The organism is Paenarthrobacter sp. RAF54_2 (assembly GCF_052113945.1).
In the GTDB taxonomy this organism is placed as follows: domain Bacteria; phylum Actinomycetota; class Actinomycetes; order Actinomycetales; family Micrococcaceae; genus Arthrobacter.
Window position 1 is genome coordinate 37,997 of the sequence record NZ_JBFRDV010000024.1, and the last position, 15,629, is coordinate 53,625.

Here is a 15,629-nt window from a genome sequence, read left to right on the forward strand (position 1 = left end):
ACCATCGACCGGACCTGCCCCGGCCGGTCACCCCAACCTCTGGAGGCACCACTTGCCAGGCCTTAACCTGACGCGCGAAGAAGCTGCTCAGCGCGCTGAAATGCTCAACGTCGAGTCCTACAACGTCACCCTGGATCTGACCAAGGGTGCCGAGGTCTTCGGATCCACCACCATGGTGAAGTTTTCGGCCAAGGCTGGAACCGCGACCTTTATCGACGCCGTCACCGAGAGCGTTCACAGCGTTACCCTTAACGGCACCGAACTGGATCCCGCCGAGGTATCTGATGGCATCCGCATCCAACTTCCAAACCTCGCTGCCGAGAATGAACTCATAGTCGTCGCCGATGCGCGGTACATGAACACGGGCGAGGGCCTCCACCGCTTCGTGGATCCGGTGGATGGGGAGGTCTATCTCTACACCCAGTTCGAGGTTCCGGATTCCCGGCGGATGTTCGCTGTCTTCGAGCAGCCGGACCTGAAGGCCAGCTTCACGTTCCACATCACCGCTCCCTCCCACTGGGACGTCGTCTCCAACTCCCCCACGCCGGTACCGGTTGAAACTGATGGAGACGAGGACGGTGGAGGCAGGTCCGTGTGGGAATTCGCTCCCACGCCGCGTCTGTCCTCGTATGTCACCGCCCTGATAGCCGGACCGTACCAGTCCATTCGTTCCGAGGTGACAAGTTCGGATGGCAGGGTCATTCCGCTCGGCGTCTTCGCGCGCAAATCCCTGATGCAGTACCTGGACGCGGACAACATCTTCGAACTGACCCGCCAGGGCTTCGAATTCTTCGAGGCACAGTTCGGCTGCCCGTACCCGTTTGAAAAGTACGATCAGCTGTTCGTCCCGGAGTTCAATGCCGGCGCGATGGAAAACGCAGGTGCCGTGACAATCCTGGAGGGATACATCTTCCGCGGCAAGGTCGCCGGTGCACAGATCGAGCGCCGTGCCATCACGGTCCTGCACGAGCTCGCGCACATGTGGTTCGGGGACCTTGTGACCATGCGCTGGTGGAACGACCTCTGGCTCAACGAGTCCTTCGCCGAGTACATGTCCCACCTGGCCGCGGTGGAAAACACTGCCTTCGACCGGGCGTGGACCACCTTCGCCTCGGTGGAGAAGTCCTGGGCCTACCGTCAGGACCAGCTGCCCACCACGCACCCGATCTTCGCGGAAATCAACAACCTTGAAGATGTGGAAGTTAACTTCGACGGCATCACCTATGCCAAGGGCGCCTCTGTCTTGCGGCAATTGGTTGCCTGGGTTGGACCCGAGCAGTTCATGTCCGGGGTGCGCGCGTATTTTGCCAAGCACGCCTGGAAGAACACTGAACTTGCTGATCTCATGGTGGAACTTGAAGCCGCAAGCGGCCGTGACCTGGACGTTTGGGGCAAGCTCTGGCTTGAAACCGCCGGCGTGAACACCCTCGCTCCCGAGGTGGACGTGGACGCCGACGGCACCATCACCGCGTTCAGCATCCTGCAGTCCGCGATCGATGAACAACCAACCCTCCGCCCTCACCGCCTTGCGGTGGGCTTCTACAACCTTTCCGAACAGGGCAAGCTGGAGCGGACGCATCGCGAGGAGCTGGACGTCGAGGGCCCTCGGACCGAAGTCCCCACCCTGGCTGGCCTCGCACGCCCGGACCTCATCCTGCTCAACGACGACGATCTCGCCTACGCCAAGGTACGCCTGGATGCTCACTCGCTGGCCACAGCGAAAGCGCATCTCAAGGATTTTGCCGCCAGCCTGCCCCGCACGCTGGTCTGGGGTTCGGCGTGGGATGCGGCACGGGACGGAGAAACTCCCGCGCGCGGCTACGTCGACCTGATCCTGGCAAACATCGCAGAGGAAACAGACTCCTCGGTGATCCTCGTCCAATTGCGGCAGCTTGCCACGACGCTGACCTACTACGTGGCAGCCGAGCACAAGCAGAACGCAACGATTGCCTCCGCCGACAAGTTGTGGGACCTCGCCTCCGAAGTGGAAGCCGGCTCGGATGCGCAGCTGCAGTTCGTGAAGTCCTATGCTCAACTTTCACGGAGCGGGGATCAGCTGGATCGCATCCAAGGGCTGCTGGACGGGACCGACACGCTTGAGGGCCTCACCGTCGACCAGGACATGCGGTGGGAGCTGCTAACCGCCTTGGTGGCCGGCGGCAGGCAGGGCCAGGAGCGCATCGACCAGGAACTCGCCCGCGACAACACCTCCACCGGCCAAAATGCCGCGGCACAGGCCAAGGCCGCTATTCCCACAGCCGGGGCCAAGGCTGCGGCGTGGGATTCCATCGTGGTCAAGGGCGAACTCTCCAACGCCCTGCAAGCCTCAGCGGTGGCCGGCTTCATGCGGGTGCCTGACACCAGCCTGCTGGAGCCGTACGCGGAAAAGTACTTTGAAGCGGTCCCCGGGATTGTCAAAGAACGCACGCACGCCTTGGCCCAGCAGATCGTCGTGGGCCTCTACCCGGCGCAACTCACAACCCAGGCCACGGTGGACCGCACGGACGAGTTCCTCGCGAACCTGCCCGAAGAAAGTGCAGCGCTGCGCCGCATGATGCTGGAAAACCGGGACGCAGTGGCGCGGGCGCTCCGTGCCCGGGCAGCGGACGTGGACGTGGACGCAGACGCCTAAGCAAGTCCGTTGGGGCCTGTGCTGGCGCTGTTTGGCTGATGGCTAAACTGTCCACATGGGCCTCAACGAACACCACTATGCATTGACCGTCCGCTGGACTGGAAACCTGGGCGTCGGTACAGAAAGCTACCGAGGGTACTCGCGGGATCATGATGTGGATATCCCGGGCCTTCCGATCTTGAAGGGTTCCTCGGACCCGACCTTCCACGGCGACCGCGCACGCTACAACCCAGAGCAACTCCTGCTTGCTGCTCTGGCGCAATGCCACATGCTCTCGTTCCTCCACGTGGCGGTAAGACATGGAGTTGTTGTTACCGGTTACGAGGACAACGCCGAGGGCGTCATGAAGCTAAATCGTGATGGCAGCGGTCAGTTCGAGAGCGTGACCCTGAAGCCTCACGTCACCATCGCAGACCCGGCTCATTCGGCATTGATGGCGCAACTTCACCACGAAGCCAACCAGGTCTGTTTCATAGCCCGCAGCGTCAACTTCCCCGTTCTGCACGAACCAATCACGACGTCGGCACCAGCCTGAGGCTGTTGAACCCGCCTTAGGTCCTTTGTTCCCGCAGGAGTCCTACCAGCCTGCGTTCGGTTTCGCGGCTTAAGCCTGCCTTGCGCTCCCTTTCCAAGCCCAGGCTGCGCTCGTAGTCCAAGGCGTCCCGGAGAGTCTCCTGCCATGGGCGCAACGTCATACCGAGGACCTTGGCGGCTTGGTTGCTTCGCGATTGGAAGCCGTCGTGGTCCGCTGGCAACCACAAGGGAAGTGAGTCCGGCCCGGCCCAGTAGTCAACGCCTTGCTCCACCAGCCAGTCTTCGTCGGCCTGGACTGTTTCGCTCAACGGTAGCCTCTCCTCAGTGTCCGGCTGCCTCTCCCGGCCCAGGGCCACGCGGCTGGATTCCGAAATATACTCACGGAACGGAACTACATCTCCCAACGCGTTGTAGGTGCCCGTCAGGCCCTTCTGTGCCCCTTGAATGATCCACCTGGCGAGGTCCCGGACGTCGATGACCTGGGTGGCGTCATCTGGAATATTTGGCACTAGAACCGGCTCAGTATTGGCAGCAAAGCGCCCAGGCCAATAGCCGTAACGGTCAGAGCCGTCCTCTGGCCCTCCGATCAGACCTGCCCGCACAATGTGGGCCTTGTGCCCCACCAGGTCCAGCGTTATGCGCTCGATCGCAGATTTTGATTCCCCATAGGTTTCCGGAGTTCCGGCTTGTCCTTCGGGCAGGGGTTCAAGGAGCCCCGCCGTCTCGTCAGCCCCGGGAACCGAATGATCGGCATACACAGAGCAACTGGACACGAAGGTCCAATGGCGCGCAGGCGGTCCCAAGACCTCAAGGGCATCCCGCGCCTGAACAGGATCCCTGGAAACATCAATAACCGCGTCCCAGCTGCTGTTCACATCCTTATAGGCTGCTCTACCCAAGGCGCGATCGCCACGAACCCAGGTCACGCCGTCGGGCGGGTTCGCCTGGGTGCCGAAGGGCAAGACACGTGACGTCGTGCCCCAAGGCAAGCGCCTGCTTTGCGATTTCAGCTGACAGGAAGGCAGTACCGCCAAGGACCAGGATGCGCATACCGTCACGCTACGGCGATAGGGTTGGACGTGGACAGAGTGTTCCGCGCCCGGCGAACACGGGCCGACCACAAGGAGTTATTCCACCTTGACCTCCATCCCCCTGGCGGAAACCATCACCATCGAACCGGAGAAAATCGACTTCGTTTCGATCCTCATCACCTTGGCCGTGGGCCTGCTGGTGTGGATCGTGGCGCGATTCATCATCCTGCGCATCACGCGGCGAGTGTCCGCGGGCAGTTCCTTCTTCAAGAAGCCCCACTTCAAATGGGTGCAACCGGCAATCCGCGCACTGGATCACGAACGCCGTTCACAGCGTGCCGAAACCATCGGCACTTTGCTGACAAGCCTCGTGAGCGTCGTCGTTGTGGTGATCGTGATCATTTACGTCCTCAAGTTCATGAACGTGGACGTCGCGCCCCTGCTGACAAGCGTGGGAATACTGGGTGTCGCTATCGGTTTCGGTGCACAGCAGCTGATCCGTGACTTCCTCGCCGGTATCTTCATCACCATCGAAGACCAGTACGGAATAGGCGATGTGATCGTCACCAGCGAAGTGATTGGTACCGTTGAATCAGTGGGCCTGCGCATTACGCGGGTCCGCGCTGAGGACGGAGCCATCTGGTATCTGCGAAACGGTGAAATCCTGCGCGTGGGCAACCGCTCGCAGGGAGACTACGTTCCGTTGGAGTCGCCGGAAACCGACGACAATGATGCTGCCAAGAAGGCTGAGGAGAAGGCCAGTGAGTGACACGAACCCCCAGGCTGGTCCACGACGCCAGCTCATGCAGAACGATCCCTTCAGCCAACCTGCCTACACCGACAGCTTTTACGCAGCTGTGGGCGGGCACGATACTTTCGTGAAGCTGATTGACGTCTTCTACGACGGCGTGGCGCAGGATCCACTCCTGCGGCCCATGTACCCCGAAGAAGACCTGGAACCGGCCAAACGGCGCTTCCTCATGTTCCTTGAACAGTATTGGGGCGGTCCTACTACTTACAGTGAGGAGCGCGGCCATCCACGCCTGCGGATGCGCCACATGCCGTTCCGCGTCACGCCCGAAGCGAAGGACCGCTGGCTCTTCCACATGCGGACAGCAGTGGACTCGCTGGGGTTGTCGCCCCTTCACGAGGGAACCCTTTGGGACTACATGGAACGCGCTGCCCTGACCATGGTGAACAGCCCCTCCGCCGTCTGAACCTGGTCGTCTGCTCCTGGTCGTCTGCTTCTGGTCGTCTGAGGCTAGAAGCCCAGGCCCAAGCCTGCGCCCGTGCGAACCAGTACATGGCCACGAGGACCACTTAAGCGGAACCACCGTCCATTGCGGAACAACTGCTGTTCGCCCGCTCCCAGGAATCCCAGGGCGAATGCAGCGAAGGCCGCACCGGCAGGCAGGTCACTGAGGCCGGGTAGCTCCCGTCCCCACACGGCGGCCCGGGCGGTATTCACAACGGCAGCCCCGGCGGCAGTGGGCACCACGCCAGCCACCTCTGCAATGCCGGCCTCCGCTGCTGACTTCAGGTCGGCGTCGAGCACCTTCCCCAGGACTTCCCAACCGCTCCTCGGCGCGCCGACGCCAGCCCAGGACTCCGAAACCGTCGACGGCGGAATGGGCAACTCGACGTCGTCGGCACCTGAGCGGGCAAGACGGTCCATGACGGAGGCGAGCGTCACCGTGACATCGGCCTGCGCGGGTTCTGCAAGTGCCATAGTCCGTAACCCAAGGATTGTGGGAGTCGATTCGCCCAGGATGCGTGGCCTGAGCACACACACGTACGCGGCCAATACCTGGCCTGCGGCCTGCAGGCGGATAGCACCGTCATCGATGCTCTTGGCACGCGTGACGTACGTCCGCAGGTCAACGAGGTCGCTGGGATCGGCAAAGCGGAAGGACTGGGTCAAGAGGTCTGTCACAGCATCGACTCTACCGGCATGTCCGCGGTTGAGAGGGGTCCGGGGGCCGTCTAGAGTCGAACCATGACTGACACGAACGCTGGCCTCAAGGTTGAGGCACCCGCCGAAGATCCGACGGAAGTCCTGATTGGCCTGTTGGACCTGGGTGACTTCGACGGAGCCCGGACCAATGAGGACATCTTCCTTGGACCTTCCCAAAAACAGCCCCGGCATCGTGTATTCGGCGGCCAGGTTCTAGCCCAATCCATGATGGCTGGCATGCGAACCGTGGAACCTGACCGGGTGGCGCACTCCATGCACGGCTATTTCCTGCGTCCCGGTGACGCCAATAAGCCCATCACCTTCGGTGTGGAACGGTTGCGTGACGGTCGGTCCTTCTCGGCGCGGCGCGTTCATGCTTATCAGGACGGTGTCCCCATCCTTTCCATGATTGCCTCATTCCAGGTTCAAGATGAAGGCCTGGACCATCAAGCGACAATGCCCGAAGGCATTCCGGACCCCGAATCCTTGCCCAGCACGGCTGAGTTGCTGGCTCAATTCGACCACCCGTTGGCACGGCATATGTCCTCGGAGCGGCCGTTCGATGTCCGCCACATCGACCCCGCACTTTACGTGTCACCGCCCAACGAGCACGTGGCCACCAATGCCGTCTGGATGAAAACCATGGGCCCCTTGCCCGACGATCCCAAGCTGCACTTGGCCGCGTTGGCATACGCCAGCGACTACACCTTGTTGGAGCCCATTCTCCGCAAACACGGCCTCGCCTGGATGACACCGGGCATGAGCGTCGCAAGTCTCGATCACGCCATGTGGTGGCACCGGCCCGTCCGGGTGGACGAGTGGATGCTGTACGTCCAGGAGTCCCCCAGCGCCCAAGGGGCACGTGGTTTGGCTACCGGCCGGATATTCAACCGCGAAGGCGTGCACGTCGCGACCGTGGCACAGGAGGGGATGATCAGGATTCCGTAGGCAGTTGGTGCGCTGGAAGGTTGAAGCGCAGGTGTTAAAGCAAAGAGGCCGGCCCCTGGTGGGACCGGCCTCTTTTGTGTCTGTGGCTACCCGTTAATCGCGGGTCAGACGGCGGTGCGTCACGCGGTGCGGCTTTGCCGCATCAGCGCCGAGGCGCTCCACCTTGTTCTCCTCATAGGAGTCGAAGTTACCTTCGAACCAGTACCACTTGGAGGGGTTCTCGTCGTCACCTTCATAGGCGAGGATGTGGGTTGCTACCCTGTCCAGGAACCAACGGTCGTGAGAGACCACCACGGCGCAGCCAGGGAACTCGAGCAGGGCATTTTCCAGGCTGCTCAGGGTTTCGACGTCGAGGTCGTTAGTGGGCTCGTCAAGGAGCAGGAGGTTGCCACCCTGCTTAAGGGTCAAGGCAAGGTTGAGGCGGTTGCGCTCACCACCGGAGAGGACACCAGCCTTCTTCTGCTGGTCCGGTCCCTTGAAGCCAAACGCCGAAACGTAGGCACGTGAAGGCATTTCGACCTGCCCGACCTGAATGTAGTCATGGCCTTCGGAAACAACTTCCCAGAGAGACTTATTGGGATCGATGCCGCCACGGGACTGGTCCACGTAGGAGATCTTCACGGACTCGCCGATCTTGAGCTCACCATCGTCCAGGGGCTCCATGCCAACGATGGTCTTGAACAAGGTGGACTTGCCCACACCGTTCGGGCCGATGACGCCGACAATGCCGTTCCGGGGCAGTGAGAAGGAGAGGTCCTCGATCAGGACACGATCGTCGAAGCCCTTCTTCAGGTTCTTCGCCTCGATAACCACGGAACCCAGGCGCGGGCCCGGCGGAATCTGGATCTCTTCGAAGTCGAGCTTGCGTGTGCGCTCGGCCTCTGCAGCCATTTCTTCATAGCGGGCAAGACGGGCCTTTGACTTGGTCTGACGGCCCTTGGCGTTGGAGCGCACCCATTCAAGTTCTTCGGTAAGGCGCTTGGACAGCTTTGCGTCCTTCTTACCTTGGACCTCAAGGCGGGCCTTCTTCTTCTCCAGGTAGGTGGAGTAGTTACCTTCGTACGGGTAAAGGTGGCCGCGGTCCACTTCTGCGATCCACTCAGCCACGTGATCCAGGAAGTACCGGTCGTGAGTCACGGCAAGGACGGCACCGGGGTACTGGGAGAGGTGCTGCTCAAGCCAAAGAACGCTCTCGGCGTCCAAGTGGTTGGTGGGCTCGTCAAGGAGCAGAAGGTCCGGCTTCTGGAGCAGAAGCTTGCACAGCGCTACGCGGCGGCGCTCACCACCGGAGAGGACGGTGACATCGGAATCAGCCGGCGGGCATCGCAATGCGTCCATGGCCTGCTCGAGCTGGGAATCGATATCCCAGGCATCGGCAGCGTCAATGGCTTCCTGCAGCTTGCCCATCTCATCCAGGAGAGTGTCATAGTCCGCATCCGGGTTCGCCATCTCTTCGGAGATCTCGTTGAAACGCTGGATCTTGCCGTAGATCTCGCCAACGCCTTCCTGGACGTTGCCAAGGACAGTCTTTTCCTCATTCAGCGGCGGTTCCTGCAAGAGGATGCCCACGGTATACCCGGGGCTCAGGCGGGCCTCGCCGTTTGAAGGAGTGTCCAGCCCGGCCATGATCTTCAGGATGGTGGACTTGCCAGCACCGTTCGGGCCCACGACGCCAATCTTCGCGCCAGGGTAGAACGACATGCTTACATCGTCCAAAATAAGTTTGTCGCCAACGGCCTTGCGAGCCTTGGTCATCGTGTAAATGAATTCCGCCATGCCCTTAAATCTAGTGGGTAGGCGGACAGATCTCACATTCGGTGCGATTGGGCCCCTGCCAGCAGCTCCTTGGGGCGGTGCTCCTAGCGAACGCTGCCCACGAAGCATTTCCCCGTGGCAAGTACCGGCAGAACGCTCATCACGACGCCTCCATCCCGGATCTGGCCCATGACGCAACTATCGCCTGCCAGCGCCGCAGCTTCCAACGCATCGACATCAAGACCTGTGGGTGTCCGGCTCACAGACACTTCCACATTCGCTTTGGGAATGCCCGCAGATACCAAGGCTGCGCGCACGGCTTCCGTATCCGGCTTGGGGTTGGCAGCCACGATTTTCTTCAGTGCCGCCTCCACAGCCGTGCTGGTGGCCACTGCTGCAGGGTCCACACTCGCTTCGCCGCCGGGCTGTTGGGATGCAGGGCTTGAAGAAGTGTTGCCTGCCGTGGGTGTTTTGGGGGACGCGGCACATGCAGGCAGCGCCAGCGCAGCAACAATGACCAGGGCCGTCCCAACAGCCTTACCGTTCAACTGAAAATTTCTTGCACGACTCGGCTGCTCCACCCTGGTTCCCCTGCTCATCACATAGCCATTCTGCCATTCCCACGGGCTGCAGGCGGGCGTAGCGTGGGTCAAGTGCTGGCTCGCCGGGACGGGTGGGCCGCAGGAAGGAGAAACCATGGAAGGGAAAGTTCCCAATGCCGAGGCCTCGATCACGGTGGCCGCCCGGCGCGAGCAGGTATGGAAGGCCCTGACGGATCCTGGCCTCATCAAGCAATACTTCCTCGGGACCAATGTCGAAACGTCGTGGAAGGTCGGCGACCCAATCACGTACTCCGGCGAGTACAACGGCAAAGCATACGAGGACAAGGGCGTCATCCTGGCCTTCGAACCCCTACAGCTCTTGAAAACCACTCACTACAGTCCTGCGTCAGGACTTCTCGATTCCCCCGGGAACTATCACACGGTCGAATACCGACTCGACGATGCGGATGAAGGAACATCAGTCACGATTGCGCAGGGCAACAACAAGAGCGAAGAAGAAGTGGAGCATTCCGCAGCGACGTGGCGCACGGTTCTTCAGAACCTCAAGGAATTTCTTGAGTCACAGCCCCAAATTTCTTGAGTCACAGGCCAGGTGCCAGGCATTGAAAGAATAAATCCCCCGGAACCCTGCAGGTTCCGGGGGATTTCTCGTGCCCCAGGAGGGAATCGAACCCCCGACCGGCGGATTAGAAGGCCGCTGCTCTATCCCCTGAGCTACTGGGGCGCACTGGCGCCAATACCAGCCTAAGCCGCTGGCGCCACAAAGAGTTTACAGTGCATTCGACCTCCAGCCTGTCAGCCCACGCCTATGGGTACTTCTCCTCCACAACAGGCCTTCGTTCGGTAGTTATTCACATAGGCACATACCGTACTCCCCTGCGCGGGTTGTGTGGATGAAGCTAAGAGGGCCGGACGGGCACTTTCCTACATCCAGAAGGACCACCATGAACGACACCATTACTCTTCGAGGCTTCGTAGCCTCGGAGGTCAAGAGTTCTACCACTACGCGGGGTACGTCCACTGCTTCATTTCGTCTTGGGACAACTGAACGCCGCTACGACCGGGCCAGCAATACATGGGTGGACGGCAATACCAACTGGTACACCGTGCAGTCGTTTCGCTACTTAGCCGGCCATGTCGGCTGCAGCGTGAAGAAGGGTCAACGCGTCATCGTCGTCGGAAAGCTACGCCTGCGGCAGTGGGAACACGAGGGCAGGATCTACCATGTGGCAGAAGTCGACGCGGAATCAGTCGGGCACGATCTCATGTGGGGCTCTGCGAACTTCACCCGGATGAACGGGACGTCGGCTCCAGCTGACTCGAACCCGTCCGGCGAGGCAGCCGGGAAGCTTGGAGATCCGGGGATTGAGTGGGAGTCCGGCGACAACGAACAAGCGCCCCCGGAGGAGGAGACAGAAACAGTCGACGTCGATGACCCGGACGGTACCGGTCCGCTGGTGGTAAACACCACCACAGGTGAGTTGGTGGGCGCCGGGGCTTGAACTTCCGCATCGGGGACCGCGATGAAACTCGTGGGACCAGCCCCGCGGGTGGAGATTATTCTGGGTCCATGGCATACGACGCAGCAGCTCCCCGGCTGGAGACCGCTCCTGCATCCTGGGAGGCCTTGGAGGAGTTATTCGGGGTCAAGGGCGAGCCATCCCGGTGCTGGTGCCGCTGGTTCGCCCTCCCCGGCAAGGAGTTCAGGTCCACGGCACCCAGCGAACTCAAGGAGCTCCTGCGGGCACGCTTCGATGAGGATCCAGAGCCAGGGGTACTGGCATTCCGGGGCGGTCAGGCGGTCGGCTGGTGCGCTGTGGAACCGCGCCATCGAGGCAGCTACGGCAAGGTCAGGATCATGGGCCCATCGGCGGTGATCGCCACGGTGTGTTCGCTATGCGCGGCCCTGTTTCCGCTGGAGGAGCGCAGAGTCCACTCATCGTCATCGTGGTAATAGTCGTCCTTACCTCCAAGGATGAGCATTGGTTCGATGGCAATGACCAGCCCTTCTTGAAGTTTGATGCCCCTGCCCGGCCTGCCGATGTTGGGAACGGGCGGTTCGGCGTGCATTGTCCGGCCGATACCGTGGCCACCGTGATCGGCCAACAAACCATATCCAGCACGTTTGGCCTCACCGCCGATTGCATAGGCGAGGTCGCCCATCTTGTTGCCCACCCGGGCAGCTTCGATACCCCGGGCGAGTGCAGCGTCTGTGGCATCGATCAGTGCCTGGTCCGCTGGATCTGCCGTCCCTACGACAAAGCTGATGGCAGCATCTCCACACCAGCCTTCAAGGAAGGCGCCGCAATCCACACTTAGGAGGTCCCCGTCCTGGAGGACGTAGCCATCTGGTATTCCATGCACCACAGCGTCATTAACGCTGGCACAGATCACCCCGGGAAACGGGAGCGCTGCCCACCGCGGGTGGTAATCCAGGAAGGCCGGTTTGGCCCCAGCGCCTGAAATGACGTCCGCAGCAACCTCATCCAGTTCCTTGAGGGAAACGCCGACGTCGGCATGCTCCCTGACTGCTGCCAAGGCGTTGGCCACCACCCTGCCGGCCTCACGCATCATCGAGATCTGGTCCGGTGTCTTAAGCATGGACATGGGATTCCTCCGGTTTTGCTGGGCGGGAGCATTTGCTGTTCAGGGTCATTCGCTGTTCAGGGTCATTCGCTGTTCTGGATCATCGTGGGATCCGCTGGCCATTGGACCCACTCTACGTGGGGCAGGTGGCTGCATGGCGTGGAGAATAAGGAGGAGTTCCCGACTGGATACTTCCCAGGACGGCCGGTCATAGAGTTGGGGCATGGAGAACAAGGACTTACTTGAGGCCATCCGGTCAACACTTCGCTCCGCGGGGGACGCTGAGCGAGCCCGGGGAGCCCAGGCATATATGAAGTCGGACATGCCGTCCTGGGGAATCCGGGTGCCTGAAGTTCGCAGGATCGTCAAGGTGGCAGCGAAGCAGTTTCCCATCTCTTCACCCGCCAGCCTTCGCGAGGCCGTTCATGATTTATGGCGGAATGCCCAGGCGCGCGAAGAACGATATGCAGCCATTGAATTGACGGGCCTGCCGTTGGTCAAGGAAGACCTTGGCATGCTGCCGGTCTACGAGGAAATAATTCGCACCGGCGCGTGGTGGGACCTCGTCGACGGGGTGGCCCACCGTCTCTGCAGCCTCCTGCTTGCCCACAGGTCCACCATGACGCCGTTATTACTCCAATGGTCCACGGACCAGGACATGTGGATCCGAAGGGCGTCCATTACTGCGCAATTGGCAGCCAAGGGCCTTACGGACCCGGGACTGCTGGCGGCTGTCATCAAACCGAACCTTGCCGACAAGGAGTTCTTCATCCGCAAGGCCATCGGATGGGCCTTGCGGGAGTACAGTAAGACGAACCCCGAATGGGTCAGGGCATTCGCGGCAGAGAATGCTCCAGCGCTTAGCCCACTCTCCACGCGTGAGGCGGTACGGCTTCTGTCGTCGCTTTAAGCATTGGAACAGGAGCCCTCAAGACGCTCGCCCGATTCCTCAGATGATCGGGCGCAGGCCCGGCTCGTCGCGCTTGCGGAAAAGGCTCTTTGTCTTCGGATCAACGAAGATCAAGTAAACGGCAAAAAGCAGCGCGATGATGGCTGCCGCGTTCCGCGCCAAGGTCAGGGCAAGGCCGAGATCCTCGCTTTGAAGATAGGGAAACACATCCAGTTGGTCTGAGATGGCGTAGACCATGAAGAACGACACGACGAAGTAGACCGCCTTTACCTGCCAGTCATTGCGTATGCCTGTCACCGCAAACAACGGAATCAGCCACACCACGTACCAGGACTGGATCATCGGGGCCAACAAGACGATCGCCGCAAAGGCAAGGGTGAGCCGGCGCATGAGGCGATCGTGTTCTCCCCGGAAGACCTGCCAGGCAATGGCTCCCACCATCAGCACTTTGCCGGCGTCGTAAACCCACTTGGCCATGCCCCAGCCATCGAGTCCAAAGACGTTGAAGATCGACGCGACAACCAGGCCAATCAAGCCGATGGGTGCGTACCAGATCCAGACGCTCCCGGGGGCAGACAGGCCCTTCACCCATCCAAACCCAAACCCGTTGACCAGGCTCATGGCATACAGGAGGCCGAAGGTCAGGGCGGCCGTCAGGAACCAGAAAAGGATCTTGCGCGGCCATGACGCACCCTTGCCCGCCCAGAGCAAGCCAATAAAGGGCAGGAAGACCACCGTAATTGGCTTGACCGAAATGGAGAGTGTCACCAGCACCAAGCCCAGGACCACCCGGCGGGTGGCGCAGTAGTACAGGCCTGCCAAGGCCAGACCAATCATGAGTGCGTCATTATGGACACTGGCAATGAAGTTGGTGAGAAAGAGGGGGTTGGCGGCTGTCAACCATAGTGCGCGGTGCGGATTGACGCCGTGGAGTTCTGCCAGCTTGGGTACGTAAATGATGCAAAGTATGACGCCCGCAACTGCCACCAGCCTGAAGAGCATGATGCAAGCCTCAGGTTGGACATTGGTCACCCAAACAACAAATTGTTCGATCCAAAGGAAGAGCTGACCGTAGGGAACGGGGGCTTCCGTCCACATCTTGTCAGCACCCAATTGGAAGTAGTTCGGGAGGGCGGAAATCCCATTCTCGTAGGGATTCATTCCCTCAACCATGAGTCTGCCTTGCCCGATGTAGGCGTAGACGTCCCTACTGAACAGCGGGACAGTGAACATCATAGGCAGTCCCCAGGCCACCACAGCCTGCAAGGTGGCCTTGCGGGCTTGGAGTCCCCAGACCCGAACACGTTGCCCCAGGCGCAGCCAAGCCCGGACAAGCAGCATGCCACCAACGGCCAGCAGGACGATGGACAGCGCGACGCCCACACCTTCGGTACGCATCCAGATGAAAAGCGGAAGCCGGCGAAGTTCAGAAACCGGCGCGAGCCAGCCAACGCCCAGCGAGCCGAAGACAAGGAACAGCGAACCAATGAAACCGGCGATCAGCGGGGACCTGGCGTTATCCACTTCGCTGGCAGCAGCATCCGCAGKCGGCGCTTCTTTCCCTGCCTTCTGGGCGGCGGGTACAGGCACCGTCATGTGGTCTTCATCCAATCGTTTGCCCGTTGCGTTCCGGGACAGAAATCTGAATCTCTGGGGGCTGTCCACGACAGGAAGAAAGGACACTGCCGTGCTCAAAAATCCTACCATCGGAGCAGTTGGAACCGCCTGAAGGATAGGCTAGGCGCGTGCCTATTACTAATGAACGCATCGTCTGGATTGACTGCGAAATGACCGGCCTGGACCTCAAGAACGATGCCCTGATTGAGGTTGCAGCGCTCGTGACGGACTCCGAGCTCAACATCCTGGGCGATGGCGTGGACGTCGTCATCAAGCCCGACGACGCAGCGCTGGAGCAAATGAACGACTTCGTTCGCGACATGCACACCCGATCGAAACTCCTTGACGAACTCCCCCACGGCAAGACGATGGCCGAAGCTGAGGCGCAGGTGCTTGAGTACATCGAGAAGTGGGTTCCGGACCCCCGCAAGGCCCCCTTGGGAGGCAACTCAGTGGGCACGGACAGGATGTTCCTGGCCAGGGACATGCCGAACATCGTGGAGCACCTCCACTATCGCGTCATCGATGTGAGCACCATCAAGGAACTCTCCCGCCGCTGGTTCCCGCGGGCCTACTTCCAGTCGCCGGCCAAGCATGGCGGACACCGCGCACTGGGAGACATCAAGGATTCCATCGACGAGCTCCGCTACTACAGGCAGGCTGTATTTGTCCCAGCGCCGGGACCCGACACTGCCACGGCGCAGCGCATCTCCAAGGACATCACGGCCACTGCTGAGACTCTGGGTTCAACAGAAACTATGTGATCTGTGCCATTTTTGAAGGTTTTTTCGTCGAAACCGGCAAAAGTGGACTTTTCACCCCAAAACAGCAGGTAAGCTATTTGTCGTTGCCTTCACGGAATGCCGGTCATACGGACTTACCGAAAAAGGCGCATGGTGGGCGTAGCTCAGTTGGCAGAGCGCCTGGTTGTGGTCCAGGAGGTCGCGGGTTCAACCCCCGTCGCTCACCCCGCCGAGATTGGCTCAAAAGCCGGTTTCCACAAAGGCCGCACCGGTTATCCGGTGCGGCCTTTGTTTTGTTTTGGCCCGCCTGCAGTCCCACGGGTTGCTTCCGGAACACAGCGATCGTATAAGGAAGA

The 15,629-nt window shown here is 60.8% G+C and carries 15 protein-coding genes, 2 tRNA genes and 1 pseudogene; 10 read left to right on the forward strand and 8 right to left on the reverse strand.

Annotated elements, in window-relative coordinates; all coding sequences use genetic code 11:
• Positions 1-52 precede the first annotated feature (52 nt).
• Together pepN and AB4Y87_RS20745 are read left to right on the forward strand one after the other, a co-directional pair.
• The gene (gene pepN, locus AB4Y87_RS20740; protein ID WP_442006156.1) at positions 53-2,632 is read left to right on the forward strand and encodes an aminopeptidase N; all 2,580 of its coding nucleotides are present in this window, start codon (positions 53-55) and stop codon (positions 2,630-2,632) included.
• Between the two features lie 55 nt (positions 2,633-2,687).
• A complete protein-coding gene (locus AB4Y87_RS20745) occupies positions 2,688-3,167 on the forward strand; it encodes an OsmC family protein (RefSeq protein ID WP_442006157.1) in 480 nt (159 codons plus the stop codon).
• 16 nt (positions 3,168-3,183) lie between these two features.
• On the opposite strand, the pseudogene AB4Y87_RS20750 reads toward AB4Y87_RS20745, so the two are convergent.
• A pseudogene (locus AB4Y87_RS20750) lies at positions 3,184-4,216 on the reverse strand (epimerase).
• An 87-nt stretch (positions 4,217-4,303) separates the two neighbouring features.
• On the opposite strand from AB4Y87_RS20750, the gene AB4Y87_RS20755 reads away from it, so the two are divergent.
• Both AB4Y87_RS20755 and AB4Y87_RS20760 read left to right on the forward strand, forming a co-directional pair.
• Entirely contained in the window at positions 4,304-4,966 is a 663-nt protein-coding gene (locus AB4Y87_RS20755) for a mechanosensitive ion channel family protein (RefSeq protein WP_442006158.1), read from the forward strand.
• A 34-nt stretch (positions 4,967-5,000) separates the two neighbouring features.
• Entirely contained in the window at positions 5,001-5,414 is a 414-nt protein-coding gene (locus AB4Y87_RS20760; RefSeq protein WP_223949302.1) for a globin, read from the forward strand.
• 44 nt (positions 5,415-5,458) lie between these two features.
• Here AB4Y87_RS20760 and AB4Y87_RS20765 read toward each other — a convergent pair whose 3' ends face one another.
• Positions 5,459-6,130: a hypothetical protein gene (locus AB4Y87_RS20765; RefSeq protein ID WP_442006159.1), complete on the reverse strand. Its 672-nt coding sequence runs from the start codon at positions 6,128-6,130 to the stop codon at positions 5,459-5,461.
• A gap of 63 nt (positions 6,131-6,193) precedes the next feature.
• Here AB4Y87_RS20765 and AB4Y87_RS20770 point away from each other — a divergent pair, with 63 nt between their 5' ends.
• Positions 6,194-7,099 carry an acyl-CoA thioesterase gene (locus tag AB4Y87_RS20770; protein ID WP_442006160.1) on the forward strand — a complete coding sequence of 302 codons (906 nt, stop codon included), beginning with the start codon at positions 6,194-6,196 and terminating at the stop codon, positions 7,097-7,099.
• Positions 7,100-7,192: 93 nt separating this feature from the next.
• Here the strand turns inward: AB4Y87_RS20770 and ettA are convergent, their stop codons facing one another.
• Positions 7,193-8,875 (reverse strand): energy-dependent translational throttle protein EttA, encoded by a 1,683-nt coding sequence (gene ettA / locus AB4Y87_RS20775; protein ID WP_224164549.1) that lies wholly within the window; start codon positions 8,873-8,875, stop codon positions 7,193-7,195.
• 83 nt (positions 8,876-8,958) lie between these two features.
• The gene (locus AB4Y87_RS20780) at positions 8,959-9,402 is read right to left on the reverse strand and encodes a DUF6993 domain-containing protein (protein ID WP_442006161.1); all 444 of its coding nucleotides are present in this window, start codon (positions 9,400-9,402) and stop codon (positions 8,959-8,961) included.
• 148 nt (positions 9,403-9,550) lie between these two features.
• On the opposite strand from AB4Y87_RS20780, the gene AB4Y87_RS20785 reads away from it, so the two are divergent.
• Entirely contained in the window at positions 9,551-9,997 is a 447-nt protein-coding gene (locus AB4Y87_RS20785) for an SRPBCC family protein (RefSeq protein WP_442006162.1), read from the forward strand.
• Between the two features lie 71 nt (positions 9,998-10,068).
• On the opposite strand, the gene AB4Y87_RS20790 is transcribed toward AB4Y87_RS20785, so the two are convergent.
• A tRNA-Arg gene (locus AB4Y87_RS20790) sits at positions 10,069-10,141 on the reverse strand.
• 220 nt (positions 10,142-10,361) lie between these two features.
• Here AB4Y87_RS20790 and AB4Y87_RS20795 point away from each other — a divergent pair.
• Positions 10,362-10,919: a single-stranded DNA-binding protein gene (locus AB4Y87_RS20795; protein WP_442006163.1), complete on the forward strand. Its 558-nt coding sequence runs from the start codon at positions 10,362-10,364 to the stop codon at positions 10,917-10,919.
• Between the two features lie 134 nt (positions 10,920-11,053).
• Here the strand turns inward: AB4Y87_RS20795 and AB4Y87_RS20800 are convergent, their stop codons facing one another.
• Together AB4Y87_RS20800 and map are read right to left on the reverse strand one after the other, a co-directional pair.
• Positions 11,054-11,248, reverse strand: coding sequence for a hypothetical protein (locus AB4Y87_RS20800; RefSeq protein ID WP_442006164.1), 195 nt, complete (start codon positions 11,246-11,248; stop codon positions 11,054-11,056).
• An 8-nt stretch (positions 11,249-11,256) separates the two neighbouring features.
• Entirely contained in the window at positions 11,257-12,024 is a 768-nt protein-coding gene (map, locus tag AB4Y87_RS20805; RefSeq protein ID WP_442006165.1) for a type I methionyl aminopeptidase, read from the reverse strand.
• Positions 12,025-12,226: 202 nt separating this feature from the next.
• On the opposite strand from map, the gene AB4Y87_RS20810 reads away from it, so the two are divergent.
• Entirely contained in the window at positions 12,227-12,913 is a 687-nt protein-coding gene (locus AB4Y87_RS20810) for a DNA alkylation repair protein (protein WP_442006166.1), read from the forward strand.
• 39 nt (positions 12,914-12,952) lie between these two features.
• On the opposite strand, the gene mptB is transcribed toward AB4Y87_RS20810, so the two are convergent.
• Positions 12,953-14,509: a polyprenol phosphomannose-dependent alpha 1,6 mannosyltransferase MptB gene (gene mptB / locus AB4Y87_RS20815; protein ID WP_442006167.1), complete on the reverse strand. Its 1,557-nt coding sequence runs from the start codon at positions 14,507-14,509 to the stop codon at positions 12,953-12,955.
• A gap of 149 nt (positions 14,510-14,658) precedes the next feature.
• Here mptB and orn point away from each other — a divergent pair, with 149 nt between their 5' ends.
• Positions 14,659-15,294, forward strand: a complete 636-nt coding sequence (orn, locus tag AB4Y87_RS20820) for an oligoribonuclease (RefSeq protein WP_224090726.1) — start codon at positions 14,659-14,661, stop codon at positions 15,292-15,294.
• A 132-nt stretch (positions 15,295-15,426) separates the two neighbouring features.
• Positions 15,427-15,499: transfer RNA gene (locus tag AB4Y87_RS20825), tRNA-His, on the forward strand.
• Positions 15,500-15,629 lie beyond the last annotated feature (130 nt).

Coding starts and splice junctions, on each gene's coding strand:
- AB4Y87_RS20745 (WP_442006157.1), top strand. CDS start 2,688: ATGGGCCTCAACGAACACCACTATGCATTGACCGTCCGCTGGACTGGA.
- AB4Y87_RS20760 (WP_223949302.1), top strand. CDS start 5,001: ATGCAGAACGATCCCTTCAGCCAACCTGCCTACACCGACAGCTTTTAC.
- AB4Y87_RS20770 (WP_442006160.1), top strand. CDS start 6,194: ATGACTGACACGAACGCTGGCCTCAAGGTTGAGGCACCCGCCGAAGAT.
- ettA (WP_224164549.1), bottom strand. CDS start 8,875: ATGGCGGAATTCATTTACACGATGACCAAGGCTCGCAAGGCCGTTGGC.
- AB4Y87_RS20785 (WP_442006162.1), top strand. CDS start 9,551: ATGGAAGGGAAAGTTCCCAATGCCGAGGCCTCGATCACGGTGGCCGCC.
- AB4Y87_RS20795 (WP_442006163.1), top strand. CDS start 10,362: ATGAACGACACCATTACTCTTCGAGGCTTCGTAGCCTCGGAGGTCAAG.
- AB4Y87_RS20800 (WP_442006164.1), bottom strand. CDS start 11,248: ATGGCGCGGTTCCACAGCGCACCAGCCGACCGCCTGACCGCCCCGGAA.
- map (WP_442006165.1), bottom strand. CDS start 12,024: ATGTCCATGCTTAAGACACCGGACCAGATCTCGATGATGCGTGAGGCC.
- AB4Y87_RS20810 (WP_442006166.1), top strand. CDS start 12,227: ATGGAGAACAAGGACTTACTTGAGGCCATCCGGTCAACACTTCGCTCC.